The 12801-nt window shown below is 68.8% G+C and carries 14 protein-coding genes; 3 read left to right on the forward strand and 11 right to left on the reverse strand.

All coding sequences use genetic code 11. The annotated features are described in order from the left end of the window. Positions 1-25: 25 nt before the first annotated feature. The 4 genes from C458_RS13860 to C458_RS13875 all read right to left on the reverse strand — a co-directional run bounded on the left by C458_RS13860 (position 26) and on the right by C458_RS13875 (position 2771). On the reverse strand, positions 26-1573 hold the full coding sequence (locus C458_RS13860) for a sulfatase (RefSeq protein ID WP_008576582.1): 1548 nt from the start codon (positions 1571-1573) through the stop codon (positions 26-28). 78 nt (positions 1574-1651) lie between these two features. Continuing rightward, positions 1652-2029 carry a NifU family protein gene (locus C458_RS13865; RefSeq protein ID WP_004045112.1) on the reverse strand — a complete coding sequence of 126 codons (378 nt, stop codon included), beginning with the start codon at positions 2027-2029 and terminating at the stop codon, positions 1652-1654. Positions 2030-2073: 44 nt separating this feature from the next. Beyond that, positions 2074-2391 (reverse strand): DUF5783 family protein, encoded by a 318-nt coding sequence (locus tag C458_RS13870; RefSeq protein WP_008576584.1) that lies wholly within the window; start codon positions 2389-2391, stop codon positions 2074-2076. A gap of 158 nt (positions 2392-2549) precedes the next feature. After that, a complete protein-coding gene (locus tag C458_RS13875) occupies positions 2550-2771 on the reverse strand; it encodes a hypothetical protein (protein ID WP_004065778.1) in 222 nt (73 codons plus the stop codon). Between the two features lie 556 nt (positions 2772-3327). On the opposite strand from C458_RS13875, the gene ppk2 reads away from it, so the two are divergent. Next, on the forward strand, positions 3328-4158 hold the full coding sequence (gene ppk2 / locus C458_RS13880) for a polyphosphate kinase 2 (protein ID WP_049897087.1): 831 nt from the start codon (positions 3328-3330) through the stop codon (positions 4156-4158). Here ppk2 and C458_RS13885 read toward each other — a convergent pair. The 5 genes from C458_RS13885 to hemC all read right to left on the reverse strand — a co-directional run bounded on the left by C458_RS13885 (position 4155) and on the right by hemC (position 9627). Then, the gene (locus C458_RS13885; RefSeq protein ID WP_008576588.1) at positions 4155-5585 is read right to left on the reverse strand and encodes a DHH family phosphoesterase; all 1431 of its coding nucleotides are present in this window, start codon (positions 5583-5585) and stop codon (positions 4155-4157) included. The genes ppk2 and C458_RS13885 overlap by 4 nt on opposite strands. Before the next feature lie 136 nt (positions 5586-5721). After that, positions 5722-6903, reverse strand: a complete 1182-nt coding sequence (locus tag C458_RS13890; RefSeq protein WP_008576590.1) for an MFS transporter — start codon at positions 6901-6903, stop codon at positions 5722-5724. Between the two features lie 24 nt (positions 6904-6927). Next, on the reverse strand, positions 6928-7671 hold the full coding sequence (locus C458_RS13895) for a uroporphyrinogen-III synthase (protein ID WP_008576592.1): 744 nt from the start codon (positions 7669-7671) through the stop codon (positions 6928-6930). Then, positions 7668-8552, reverse strand: a complete 885-nt coding sequence (gene cobA, locus C458_RS13900) for a uroporphyrinogen-III C-methyltransferase (protein WP_008576595.1) — start codon at positions 8550-8552, stop codon at positions 7668-7670. Before cobA ends, C458_RS13895 begins: the two co-directional genes overlap by 4 nt. Before the next feature lies 1 nt (position 8553). Continuing rightward, positions 8554-9627, reverse strand: a complete 1074-nt coding sequence (gene hemC / locus C458_RS13905; protein WP_008576596.1) for a hydroxymethylbilane synthase — start codon at positions 9625-9627, stop codon at positions 8554-8556. Between the two features lie 124 nt (positions 9628-9751). Between hemC and C458_RS13910 the strand changes: the two genes are divergently transcribed. Both C458_RS13910 and C458_RS13915 read left to right on the forward strand, forming a co-directional pair. Further along, positions 9752-10141, forward strand: coding sequence for a hypothetical protein (locus C458_RS13910; protein WP_008576597.1), 390 nt, complete (start codon positions 9752-9754; stop codon positions 10139-10141). 133 nt (positions 10142-10274) lie between these two features. After that, complete coding sequence (locus C458_RS13915) at positions 10275-10460, forward strand: hypothetical protein (protein ID WP_239638788.1); 186 nt, start codon at positions 10275-10277, stop codon at positions 10458-10460. A gap of 34 nt (positions 10461-10494) precedes the next feature. Here the strand turns inward: C458_RS13915 and C458_RS13920 are convergent, their stop codons facing one another. Next, entirely contained in the window at positions 10495-11832 is a 1338-nt protein-coding gene (locus C458_RS13920) for a glutamate-1-semialdehyde 2,1-aminomutase (protein WP_008576599.1), read from the reverse strand. A gap of 91 nt (positions 11833-11923) precedes the next feature. Continuing rightward, positions 11924-12631 (reverse strand): CPBP family intramembrane glutamic endopeptidase, encoded by a 708-nt coding sequence (locus tag C458_RS13925; RefSeq protein WP_008576600.1) that lies wholly within the window; start codon positions 12629-12631, stop codon positions 11924-11926. Between the last annotated feature and the right edge of the window lie 170 nt (positions 12632-12801).

Raw genomic sequence — 12801 nt, forward strand, 5'->3', positions numbered from 1 at the left:
CGGACCCGAGACGCCCGTGTGCGAGCTATTCGAGGTAGCCGAGGTCGCGGAGTCGGTCCTGCGCCTCGTCGTCCATCTGGTCGACCGAGTCGTCCGACACGTCGGTGTCGAGCGCGTCGGTCCACGCGCCGCCGATTGCGTCTTCGAACTCCGCGAGGGCGGCCTCGGTCTCCGCGATGGCCTCGTCGCCCGTGTCGTCGCCGGCGACGTTCTCGGTCTCCTCGGGGTCGGCGTCGATGCGGTAGGCTTCGTCGGGGATGCGGTCGATTCGGACGTACTTGGCGTCGGTCCGCCGCGCCGCCCGCATCCGGGAGTAGAACCGCGAGTCTTCAGGCAGGGTGATGCCGGCGCTCGACGCCTTCTCTTCTAACTGCTTGAGTTCGACCACGGGACGTGAGTACTCGACGAAGGCGTACTCGCCGTCACGCCGCTGACCGGGGTCGTCGTTCGACGCCTGCGCGAACTCCCGGTAATCGGCCGACGGGAGCGAGCGCGTGCGGTCGAGACCGACCGCGTCGTCGCCGGGGTTCGCGGGGTCGCCGCCCTCGACGCCGAGCGAGTCGAGCACCGTGTGGTAGAGGTCGATCAGTTCGACCTGGTCGTCGCGTCGCTCCGCGTCGAGGTCGGGGTGTTTGACCATCAGCGGGACGTTGATGAGCGGGTCGTACAGGCAGAACTCGTGGCCGTAGAGGCCGTGTTCGCCGTGGAGTTCGCCGTGGTCGGCGCAGACGACGACCATCGTGTCGTCCCAGCGGTCGGTCTCTTTGAGGTGGTCGAACAGGCGGGTGAGCTGGTCGTCGATGTGGGCGATTTCGGCGTCGTAGAGCCCGCGGATGTCCGCCCACTCGTCGTCGTCAATCTCGTAGGCACCGGCGTTGTACTCCTTGGAGTTCTGGCAGACGTCGGTCGAATCGACGCCCGGCGCGAAGCGCTCTTTGTACTCCTCGGGCGGGTGGTACGGCAGGTGCGCGTCCATGAGGTTGACGAACGCGAAGAACTCCTCGGAGTCGTCGATGAAGTCGATGGTCTGGTCGACGACCGCGGGCGTCTTCGAGTCCGCGCCCTCGCCGCCGGCGAGGTACTCGTGGGCGGTGTTGCCGAGGCTGACGAGTTTGTCGGCCAGCGTCCGGAGCGCGTCGTTGTCGTTCATCGTCTTCCACGCCTTCGCCAGCGGCCCCGACAGGAACTCCCCGGGCATGACCTCGAAGAAGTTATCCTGCTCGGCGAAGCCGTCGGTCAGGTGCGTATAGGGCGTTATCCACGCGTTCGAGGAGTAACAGGCGGTGTCGTAGCCGGCCGCCGAGAGCGTCTCGGCGAGCGTCGTCGCGCCTTCGAGGTAGGGATTCTCCTGGTCGGCCCCGTGCTGGCTGGGGTACATCCCGGTGAAAAGCGAGGCGTGGACCGGCAACGTCCACGGCGCGGGCGCGACGGCCTGCTCGAAGACGGTCGCCTCGTCGGCGAACCGGTCGAGGCCCGGCGTCGTCGGGCGGTCGTAGCCGTACGGCGTGAGATGGTCCTTTCGGACGGTGTCCATGACGACGAAGAGGACGTTCTCGGGCGACTCGGCAGTCATACCCGAGGGTGGGGAGTAGTTGCCGATAAAACTCCTGTTCTCGGCCGCCGCCGCGACGAAAACGTCCGAACCGTCGAGTTAGAACGGGGCCTGCGGGCCCTGGTCGTCCTCGATATCGGTCGTGTCGTCGCTGGTGTCGCCGGGGAACGACGGACTGCCGCCGCGGCTGTCGCCGCCCATCCCGCCGTCGCCGCCCATGCCGGTGTCGGCGTGGACCTCGTTGATCTCGGGAATCTCCTTGACCATGCGGGTCTTGATGGCCTGGATGGTCATCGGAGAGATGCCGCACCCGGAGCAAGCGCCGCCGAGGAGAACGGTAACCTCACCGGTCTCGCGGTCGAGGTCGCGGATGGCCGCGCTGCCGCCGTGCATCTGGATCTGCGGGAAGTTCCGACGGAGGAAGTTCACGACACGCTCTTTGAGGTCGTCCTCGCCGTCCTGCGTCTCCGTGCTCATGCACGCGGCTTCGAGGTGAACGTGCTTAGGCCTTTGGTTCGGGGTTACGCCTCGACGCCGAAGACCCGCCGAAGCTCGCTTTCTATCTCGTCGACGTAGCGGTCGAGGACGGTATCGAGCTCGTCGTCGTCGATTTCGACCGCCGTCAGCCGCTCCGCGGGGTCGTCGGGGAGCTGCACGGAGAAGTCGTCGTCCTCGTAGAACGGCTCGGACTCGTTGAGAATCTGCTGGTCGACCCCGTGGATGAGCGACGAGTCGAACTCGTCGTTCATCGTCTCGAAGGCGTTCTTGTACGCGCGCTGGAGTTCGGGGAAGTAGTTGGCGTACTTGTCCTCGAACTTCTCGGGGTCGAACTCGGTCATACTCGGAGCTTTCGTGCTCCCGGCAAAAAATCGGACGGTTAGTTCATCGGCATTGTGAATTCTGTATAGCAACGTAGCATTTATCGACTGTTCGTCCTCTGAACGGCGATTCCTCTCTTAGCGCGTCTCAAATACGGAAAATCGAGCGACGCGGGGCGTCACTCGATGAGCGGGCTGTCCACGCGCGCGGCGGAGAGTTCGCTCGCCGCGAAGATGGACGCGAGCTCGGTTATCAGTTCGTCGTACGACTCGTCGTCCTCGCGCAGCGCGTCGAGTCGCTCGACGGTTCGACGGTCCAGTTCGACCGTCTCTGTTTGTACCTCCGGTTCGTAGCCGACCGGGTAGTCGTATTCGGCCTCGTTCGAGTTGGCAGTCGCCATCGTTCACCCCACTCCGGCATGCGTGCCGGTGCCATGACATACACAAGCATCCGATATGAGGATTTCGCGGGTTTCGCCCCCGAGGGCGAACGCGAACGCGGTCTACACTCGGCCGTTTCTTCCTCCAGCTCCGGCAATAATAAATCAAATCTCGCTATATCGAACTGCTCCCGTATCCGAATCGAGGGAGTCATAGCCAGATTGGGTTGTTTGAGGACAATCGATTTTATACTCGATAGGTTGTCGAACACTAAATAAGTGGGCGACTATACACTCAAACACGAGTTGAATCCTCTCGACAGTGGATCTTCATCAATTTCTACTCGTCGAACAGCTCGGTCTGCCGCGATTGCGGGCCGCACGACCCCGACAGGCGCTTTCACGGGTTGCACCCCGTGATGTACGACCGCCGAACTCTCATCGACGCGCTGGCGCCCGGCCGTTGCTTCGGCGGATGGTCAGACCGCTCGTCGCCGTCGCGGCGTTCGTCGTCGCCGGCGTCGAGCGCACCGCCCGCCCCCGCTTGCTATTTGGTCACAGCGCTCGCAGTTCTCGTATGTCCGCCGACGAGCCCCGCTACAACGACGAGGGGGTCCTGAAGAAGAAACAGTACAAACGGGAGTTGCACCGCCTTCAGGAGGAACTGGTGAAACTCCAGTACTGGATAAAGGAACGCGACCTCCGGGTCTGCGTCGTCTTCGAGGGGCGCGACGCCGCGGGGAAAGGCGGCGTCATCAAGCGCATCACCCGCCGGCTCAACCCGCGGGTGGCGCGGGTCGTCGCGCTCGGCAAACCCACGGAGCGCGAACAGGGGCAGTGGTACTTCCAGCGGTACGTCGAACAGCTTCCGACAGAGGGCGAGATGGTGCTTTTCGACCGGAGTTGGTACAACCGCGCGGGCGTCGAGCGGGTGATGGGTTTCTGCACCGACGAGGAGTACGAGGAGTTCCTGCGGACCTGCCCCGAGTTCGAGCGGATGCTCGTCCGGTCGGGTATCGTCCTCGTCAAATACTGGTTCTCAATCAGCGACGAGGAACAGGAACGGCGGTTTCAGAAGCGAACAGACGACCCGAAGCGGCGGTGGAAGCTGAGTCCGATGGACCTCGAAGCGCGCTCTCGGTGGGTCGAGTACTCGAAGGCGAAAGACGCGATGTTCGAACACACCGACATCGAGGCGGCCCCGTGGCACGTCGTCCACGCCGACGTGAAGCGCCACGCGCGGCTCAACTGCATCTCGCACCTGCTGGACCAAATCGACTACGAGGACCTCACGCCCGACCCCATCGAACTCCCGTCCCGACAGGACGACACCGGGTACGAGCGGCCGCCAATCGACAGCCAAAACTGGGTGCCCGCGCGGTTCGGGGAGAACCCGGTCGACGATTAGTCCGCGTCCTCGGCCAACTGCTCGCCGACGATGCGGTCCGCCTCGGAGATGAACACCTCGACTTCGCCCTTCGGAATCGTCGCGCCCGCGGCCACGTCGTGGCCGCCGCCGTCGCCGCCGACTGCACGGGACGCCTCGCGCATGACCGCCGAGAGGTCGAGCCCGTCTCTGACCATCACGTACGACCCGCGCGAGGAGACTTTCACTTCGCCGTCTTCTTTCTCGGCGAACGCGAGGACCGGCATCCCGTTTCGGGTCGCGTCGGTGCCGACGGCCATCCCGGCGACGATGCCGACGATGGTCTCGCGTATCTCGTCGCCCGCGTCGAACCACTGGAGGTTGTCCTCGACGCGGACGCCGTGTTCTTTCACCCACTGGAGGCCGTTCGAGAGGTTCTTGCGGTGGTTCCGCAGGAGCCTGCGCGCCCGGTCCAGCGCCGCGTCGCGCTCGCCGAGGCAGACCGCGAGGCCCACGTCGGCGCGGTCGTAGCGCGCGGTCGCGTTCAGGAGCGTCGAGAACTCGCTCACGTCGCGGAGTTCGGTCCCCTCCTGTTCCCGGGAGAGCACGTAGGTCGTCCCCACGAGGTCGTCGATGCGGGAGGCGGGGACGCCGCTGGCGATGGCGCGGCGAATCAGGGCGCTGGCGAGCGTCTGGCGCTCGTCGCCGGTGAGGTCGACCCAGCGCTTCCACTCGCCGTCGTCGTCGCGGCAGGGCACGTCGAGTTCGGTGAGGAACTCGATGGCTCCGGCCTCGTTGTTCGAGATGCCGGGGATGCGAACGTCGGTCGCGTACTGGAGCAGTTTCGGGAGCGCGCGGGTCTGGCGGCCGTAGATGCGGAGGTCGGTCCCCTCCTCGACGACGCCGGCCGCGACGCCCTCCTCAACGATGCCCGCGTTGGCCCCGCGGAGTTCGCCGTTCGTGTCCTGCATGTCCCCGACCGCGCCGACGACGGCGAGGGCGGCGAGGTCGCGGTTGTCTCGACCCTCGGCTTCGAGCGCCCGCGCGAGGACGTAGCTCGCGCCCGCGCCGGAGAGTTCGCTCGCGCCGTTGAGACCGAACCGAAGCGGGTTGAGGTGGTGGTCGGTCTCGACGCCCTCGGCGGGCTGGTGGTGGTCGGCGATGACGGGGTGGAAGTCGCCCGCCGCCTCGTGGTCGGCGATGATGTCGAGTTGGCCGCTGCCGAAGTCCGTGAACAGCACGGTGTCGTAGTCGGTCGCCGCGATGTCGGCCACGGCGGCCTCGTCGAGTTGGCGGCAGAACACCGTCTCGAAGGGGATGTCGGCGCGTTCGAGCGCGGTCGAGGCGATGCCGGCGCTCGTCAACCCGTCGGCGTCGATGTGCGAGGCGAGGAGCACCCGGTCGGCGTCGCGGAGGCGGGCCGCGCAGACCGCCGCGTGCTCGGTGAGTTCGGGGACGGGTCCGTCCATTGGTGTGGTACTCACGCCCTCACCGGCATAAACGCTGGCAGTTCGGGCACGCAACCCCTTCGTTTCCACTCCAGTTCGGCGGGGAACATGCGGCGTGGTTGCCGCGGTTTGGTATAAGAAGACTCGTCTCCCGCCGTCAGATTCGCCGTCTGACGACGAACAGGAGGACGGTCGCCAGCACCGTCGAACCGGCGACGAGCGCCCAGCCGGCCCCGTAGCCCGTCGACTCCACGACGAAGCCGAAAAGCGGCGGAGCGACGAGGCCGCCGACGTTGAGCGCGGTCTGGCCGCCGGCGGTCGCCGCGCCGATGTCGCCGTCGTCGACGACGCCGCTCAGACAGGAGTAGAAGACGCCGGTCGAGCCGTGGATGGTGAGTCCGAGCGCGACGAAGACGGCGATGGTGAGCGCGAACGAGCCGCCGGTTCCGACGAGGAGCGAAAAGAGCGCGACCGCGCCGGCCAGTTGGACGAGCGCGACGGTGGCCGCGCCGCGGGGCCCGCCGAGGCGGTCCGCGAGGCTTCCAGCGCCGATGCGGCCGACGCTTCCGGTCACCTGCGTCGCCGCGAGGACGCCCCCGGCGAGCGCGGGACCGGTTCCGACCACGTCCTGCACGTAGAGGACGGTGTAGCCGAGCATCGAGAAGATGGACGCGCCGATGAACAGTCCGGCGGCGACGAGCGCGACGTAGGCGCGGTTGCCGCCGAGGCCGGCGAGTCGGGGTCGTTCGAGCCGGCCGGTGCCGGGGTTTCCGCGGTAGCGCGTCGCGAAGACGAGCGCGTAGCCGGCGGCGAAGACGGCGATGGCCCAGAAGCCCACCTGCCACGCCGCGACGACGGCGACGCCGGTGACGAGGAGCGACGACGCCCCGCTGCCGACGGTGACGCCGACCTGCTTCAGTCCCATGGCGAGGTTCTTGCTCCCGGCGGGCGCGGCCGCGACGATGCCGCGGTTCGACGCCGGCATCGCGGTCGAGTAGGCCGCCCCGAGGAGCGCCACCGTCACCAACAACAGGAGGTACGACGGCGGCGCGAACGTGACGCCGACGAGCGCGACCGACAGCGCCAGCAGGCCGACGACCATGACCGGCTTTTCGCCGTAGCCGTCGACGGCCGCGCCGCTCGGAAAGAGAAACACCGTGTAGCCGAGCAGGCCGGCGGTCAGAAAGACGCCGACCAGCGATTCGGAGACCGAAAACGCGTCGCGGACGAAGCCGGTCGCCGCGAAGATGGCGTAGTAACAGAGGCTCGCGGCGGTCTGCCAGCCGGCGACCGAGCCGACGGCGCGCCACGAGCCGTCTCCCGCCTCGGCTCCCGTCACGCCGCTCCCTCGCTCCCCGTCACGTCACTCGTGATACGTCGGCGCGGCGGTCTCGACCGCGGCGACCGCGAGCGCTTCGAACGTCGCCTCGTCGGGGACGACGGTCACGTCGATGCCGTGGGATTCCGCGGTGTCGCGGGTCGGCGGCCCGATTGCGCCGACGACCGCGTCGTTCAGGCCGGCGATGGCTTCCTCGCGGATATCGCGCTCGGCGGCGGCGTCGAGGAAGTGTTCGACCGTCAGCGACGAGGTAAACAGGGCGGCTTCGAGGTCGCCGGCGGCGGCCAGCTCGGCCGACTCTCCGGCTCCCTCGGGGCGGACGAGTCGGTACAGTACCGTCTCGTGAACGTCCGCGCCCGCGTCGCGCAGGCCGTCCGTGAGGACCGGACTGCCGTGGTCGCTTCGGGCGACTTCGACCGTCGCGCCGTCCACGTCGGGCGCGAGGTGGTCGACCAGTCCGGCCGACGTGTACTCGTCGGGGACGCGGTCGACCGTCCACCCCGCCTCGCGGGCGGCGTCGGCGGTCGCGGGACCGATACAGCACAGCACCGCGTCGCTGGGGCTCCAACCGGCCTCGTCGAGGAGTTCGACGCCGGTCTTGCTCGTCAGGACGACGAACGCGCCGGGCTCGGGCGTCGCGCCGGTCGGCTCGATTGCGAGCATCGGGTCGGGGACGGGGGTCGCGCCGAGCGAGTCGAGGAGCTCGACGGCGCGTTCGATGCGGTCGTCGTCGGGGCGGAAGACGGCCGCGCGGACCTGCTGGCTCATTCGTCCCCTCCCGAACCTCCGGAGGTCGGGTTCGCGTCCGCGCCCGTCTCAGCGACGGCGTCCGCGCCGCCGCCCTGCAGGAACCCCTTCACGCGGTCGCGGGTCGCCGCGACCTCACCGATGACGGTGATTGCGGGCGGCTCGATGTCGGCCTCGTCGCGCACGTCGACGATGGTGTCGAGGGTGCCGGTGGCGACGCGCATGTCTGGCCACGTCGCCCGCTCGATGAGGGCGACCGGCGTGTCGCCGTCCATCCCCGCCTCGCGGAGTTCGGCGGTGTAGAGCGGGAGCTTGCCGACGCCCATGAGGACGACGAGCGTCCCGCCGGTCGCGGCGAGCGCGTCCCAGTCCACCGCGGACTCGTCTTTCGTCGGGTCCTCGTGGCCGGTGACGAACGACACCGACGAGACGTGGTCGCGGTGGGTGACGGGGATGCCCGCGGAACCGGCCCCGGCGACCGCCGAGGTGATGCCCGGCACGACCTCGAAGGGAATCCCGTTGTCTGCGAGGTGTTCCATCTCCTCGCCGCCGCGGCCGAACACGAACGGGTCGCCGCCCTTCAGGCGGACCACGTCCTTGCCCTCGCGGGCGAGTTCGACCAGTCGGTTGTTCGTGTACTCCTGCGGGGTCCACTCGCCGCCGGCGCGCTTGCCCACGTCCTCGCGCTTTTCGGCCGGAATCATCTCGAGAATCTCTGGGCCGGGGAGTTTGTCGTGGAGCACCACGTCCGCCTCGTCGATGAGGCGGGCGGCCTTCATCGTCAGCAGTTCCGGGTCGCCCGGGCCGCTGCCGACGAGGTGGACCGTGCCGAGGCCGTCGCCGTCGGTCGCGTCGTCGTTCGAGTGTCCGTCGGCTCCCGCGCGCTGGTCGTCGCCCGTCATCTCACTCCTCGGCCTCCTCGCGGGCGGCGGCGACCAACTGGCCGGCACCGCGGTCGCGCAGGGCCGCCGCGAACTCGCGGGCGGCGTTGGCGTGGTTGCCGACGGGGAGGTCGCGCGAGGTCTTGATGGACTCCGAACCGTCGGTCGCCAACACCTGCACGTCGACGTGGACGTGTTCGCCCTGCAGGAGGGCGTGGACGCCGACGGGGGCGATACAGCCGCCGCCGAGTTCCGCGAGGATGGTCCGCTCGACGGTCGTCTCGACGCGGGTCCGCGGGTGGTCGAGTTTGTCGCGGATGAGGTCGACGACCTCCGAGTCCGCGGCGGTCACGGCGATGGCTCCCTGTCCGGGCGCGGGGACGAACGTCGTCCGCGGCAGGCGCTCGTAGTTCACCTTCTCGGTGAGCCCGCTGCGCTTGAGCCCAGCCTCCGCGAGGACGATGGCGTCGTACTCGGTTTCGACCTTCCGGCCGAGCGCCTGCCGTTCGAGTTCGGTGAGCCCCTCGAACCACTCGTCGGCGGTCTCGTCGAACGCCTCGTCGTGGTCGGTCTTGCCCTTCTTGGCCTGTCGCTCTTTGTCGTTTTCGACGCGGGCCTCGTGTTCGCGCTGGAGGTGCGTCGCCAGCAGTTTCTCGATGCGGGTGTCGACGTTGCCCCGGAGCGGCTCGACTTCGAGGTCGTCGCGGTAGTTCAGCAGTTGGGCCTGCCGGCGGAGCGACGACGTGCCGACGACGGCTCCCTCGGGCAGGTCGTCGATGTCGTGGCCCTCGGCCGTCACGAGCACGTCGCCCGCGGGCGCGCGTTCGGGCACGCCGGCGACGACGAGGTCGGCGGGCTTCTCGGTCGGCATGTCCTTCATCGAGTGGACCGCGGCGTCGACCTCGCCGTCGAGGACGCGCTCGTCGAGCGCGCGGACGAACGCGCCGGTCTTGCCCAGTCGGTGGATGAGTTCGTCCTGAATCCGGTCGCCCGTGGTCTCGACTTCGACGAGTTCGACGTCGAGTCGGCGGCCCGCGAGCGCCCCCTGCACGCCCGCGGCCTGCGCGCGAGCGAGCGCCGACCCTCGCGTCGCCAAGCGAAGTGTTGTAGTCATACGCGTCAGTCCGGCCCCCGCGTTGAAAAGCCCTCCAGTTCGCTCCCGCGCGCCGGGTCGAAGCCGAACGGAAGACCGATACGGTCCCCGCGCGACGACCCGGACGATGCCCGCCCTCGATTCGGCCGTCCGACAGGTCGGTGACTTCGTGGTCGTCGCCCTCCTCCTGTTCGGCCTGACCTCGGTCGTCGCGCCCCTCGACCTGTTTCTCTCGTCGGTCGGCGTCGAACCGCCGTGGTTCGCCGGCCTCGTCGCGGCCGCGCTCGTCGCGCTCGCGCTCCTCCTCGCGCGCCCCCTCCGCCTCCGACTCGTCGCCCGCGTCTGGGGTGTCGGCCTCGTCGTGACCGCCGTCTGGATTCCGCTGTTGGTCTTCCTCGAACTCCAAGGAAACCCGGTCGGCATCCTCGTCTCGTGGGCGGTCTGTCTCGGCGTCGGCGTCGCCCTGACCTACCCGCCGCTGTGGCGGGCGGCCGAGGCGCGACTGCGGGTCGAGTGAGGCGCGTTCGGGCCGGGCCGGGCCGGGCCGGGCCGAGTCGAAGCCGCGGCGGACGGTCCTCGCTCGCCTCGGCCGCCTCGCAGTCGTGTCGAAGTGCCGAACAGTTATCGGCCTCCGCGGCGACGACGCCGACGTGAACAGGTCCGCCCGTCTCGCCCTCACCTTCGGCGTCGCGTTCGTCGTCGCGCTCCCGCTCGGCTTCATCTTCGCGCCGGACCCGACCGGCGTCGCCCCGCTGTTTCTCACCGCCGGACTAGCCGCCGTCTTCGGACTGCCGGTGTACTTCGGGCTCTCTCGGGCGAGCGGGTCGGAGTCGTGAAAACAGCGCGCGGCCGGCGAATCGTCGATTCGGGTTATAGCGCCGCTTTGTACGCTTCCAGCGTCTTCTCGATGTCCTCGTCGGTGTGGGCGTAGGAGACGAACTGCGATTCGAACTGGTTCGCCGTGAGGAACACGCCCCGGTCTTTCATCTCCTGCCAGAAGACGCGCTCCCAGCGGTCGGTCTCGGCGTTCGACACGTCCGCGCCGGTCTTCGGACAGGCGTCGTAGTTGGGACACGACTCGACCTGCGAACAGCCGTCGGCGCAGGCGTCGGCGCGCTCGGCCGCGCCGTGGCGCGTGAACACCGTCTTGAACATCGAGTCCGTGCCGACGACGGTGTACTCGGGGGCCTGGTCTTCGAGGATGTCCGTGATGCCCGCCCGAAGCTTCTCTCCGAGGCGGTCGACGTGGCCGTACACGTCGTTTTCGGCGGCGTACTTCAGGTACTCGTGGCCCGCGGCCATCGTGACCGGGTGCCCCGAGAACGTGCCCGACTGGAACACGTCGCCGCCGGGGGTGAACTGCTCGACGAGTTCGGCCTTGCCGCCGACCGCGCCGACGGGGAAGCCGCCGCCGATAATCTTTCCGAACGTCGTGAGGTCGGGCGTGACGCCGAACTTGCCCTGTGCGCACTGGAGGCCGCCGACGCGGAAGCCGGTGATGACCTCGTCGAAGATGAGGAGCGCGCCGTGTGCCTCGGTCACGTCGCGGAGCGCTTCGAGGTAGCCGTCGACCGGGTGGACGATGCCCGTGTTCGCCAGAATCGGCTCGGTCAGCACCGCCGCGATGTCCTCGCCGTGTTCAGCAAACACCTCGCGGACCGTCTCCTCGTCGTTGAACGGGACGGGGATGGTGTGGTCAGCGAACGACGAGGGGATGCCGGGCGTCGAGGGCTTCGCGCCGTCGGGGCCGCCCTCGACGAGGGTGGACTCCTGTGCGCCGTGGTAGCCGCCCTGCATGACGACGATTTTGTCGCGGCCGGTGACGCCGCGGGCGAGGCGGACCGCCGAGACGGTCGCCTCCGTGCCGGAGTTGACGAACCGAAGCATCTCGACGGAGGGGACGTGGCGCGCGACGAACTCGGCGTGTTCGACCTCGATTTCGGTCGGCGCGCCGTACATCGGCCCCGCGGCGGCGTGCTTCTGGACCGCCGACTGGACGGGTTCGGGCGCGTCGTGGCCGTACAGCAGCGGCCCGTAGCCCAGCACGTAGTCGACGTAGCGGTTCCCGTCGGCGTCGATGACGTGCGCGCCGTCGCCGCGCTCGACGAAGAACGGGTACGGTTGCGTCGCCCGGACGGAGGAGTTCACGCCGCCCGCGAGCACGGACAGCGCGCGGTCGTACAGCGCCCTTGACTCGTCGTGGTTCATGCGCGGCGGTTCGGCCGCTCGCGGGAAAGACCTTACTGGGTCGGCAGCGCCTTCCACCGGCGAACTACCGTCCCCCCGGTTTCGCGACGACCTACCGCGCCGTTCCGTCCGCGGCCGCGTCAGCGCCGTCGGCGTCGCCGGCGTCCTCGACCGACCCGGCCAACAGCAGTCCGACCGCGTCGTTGAGCGCGTGGATGCAGACGAGCGCGACCACGTCGCGCACGAGGAGGTACATGACCGTCGTCAGGAGCGCGGGGACGGCGATTCTGGCGACCGCGCCGCGCTCCCAGCCGACGGCGTGGCTCGCGGTGAACGCGGCGAACGAGACGCCGCCCGCGAGGAGCGGACTGCCGGTGAGTTCGAGCAGTCGCTCGATGGCGTAGCCGTGGAACAGCACTTCCTCCGTAATCCCGGCGGTTCCGGCCACGAACAGTCGGTGTCTGACCGACAGCGAACCCAACCCGGACATCCCCTCGTCGAGGCCGCCGACGCCGAGTCGGTCGAAGACGGGCGCCGTCACCGCGTTCGCGGCGAACAGGACGAAGACGCCGCCGCCGACCACCGCGACGAACGCGAGGGGGGCAAGCGAGCGGCCGGTCATCGAGGACAGCGGCCGTCCCTCGACGACGAGGACGTAGCCGCACAGGAGGGCGAAGACGGCCCACTTGTTCGCGTCGCTGACGAGGAGGTCGGCGCGGAGATCGTCGGGGTCCGAGAGATATCGGTCGGCGAGCAGGCCGACGGCGGCCATCCCGAACAGCGCGACGGCGAGCCCGCCGAGGACAGCGACAGTCACCACGTGGAGCCACCGCTCATCGTCACGACGCTCGGTGCGGAGGGGAAAAACGGTTTCGCGTGGGTTCGGCTCTCGCCCCGTGGGGGGCCACCGGTACGTTCGGCCGAGCGCGTATAACCTCGTCGCCCGTCAGGCTGACGACGCCGGGGACGGCTCGGCGCGACCGAACCGAA

The organism is Haloferax sp. ATCC BAA-644 (assembly GCF_000336975.1).
In the GTDB taxonomy this organism is placed as follows: domain Archaea; phylum Halobacteriota; class Halobacteria; order Halobacteriales; family Haloferacaceae; genus Haloferax; species Haloferax volcanii.

Coding starts and splice junctions, on each gene's coding strand:
- C458_RS13885 (WP_008576588.1), bottom strand. CDS start 5,585: ATGGACGGACCCGTCCCCGAACTCACCGAGCACGCGGCGGTCTGCGCG.
- C458_RS13875 (WP_004065778.1), bottom strand. CDS start 2,771: ATGGCGACTGCCAACTCGAACGAGGCCGAATACGACTACCCGGTCGGC.
- C458_RS13895 (WP_008576592.1), bottom strand. CDS start 7,671: ATGAGCCAGCAGGTCCGCGCGGCCGTCTTCCGCCCCGACGACGACCGC.
- cobA (WP_008576595.1), bottom strand. CDS start 8,552: ATGACGGGCGACGACCAGCGCGCGGGAGCCGACGGACACTCGAACGAC.
- C458_RS13870 (WP_008576584.1), bottom strand. CDS start 2,391: ATGACCGAGTTCGACCCCGAGAAGTTCGAGGACAAGTACGCCAACTAC.
- ppk2 (WP_049897087.1), top strand. CDS start 3,328: ATGTCCGCCGACGAGCCCCGCTACAACGACGAGGGGGTCCTGAAGAAG.
- C458_RS13865 (WP_004045112.1), bottom strand. CDS start 2,029: ATGAGCACGGAGACGCAGGACGGCGAGGACGACCTCAAAGAGCGTGTC.
- C458_RS13920 (WP_008576599.1), bottom strand. CDS start 11,832: ATGAACCACGACGAGTCAAGGGCGCTGTACGACCGCGCGCTGTCCGTG.
- C458_RS13860 (WP_008576582.1), bottom strand. CDS start 1,573: ATGACTGCCGAGTCGCCCGAGAACGTCCTCTTCGTCGTCATGGACACC.
- C458_RS13910 (WP_008576597.1), top strand. CDS start 9,752: ATGCCCGCCCTCGATTCGGCCGTCCGACAGGTCGGTGACTTCGTGGTC.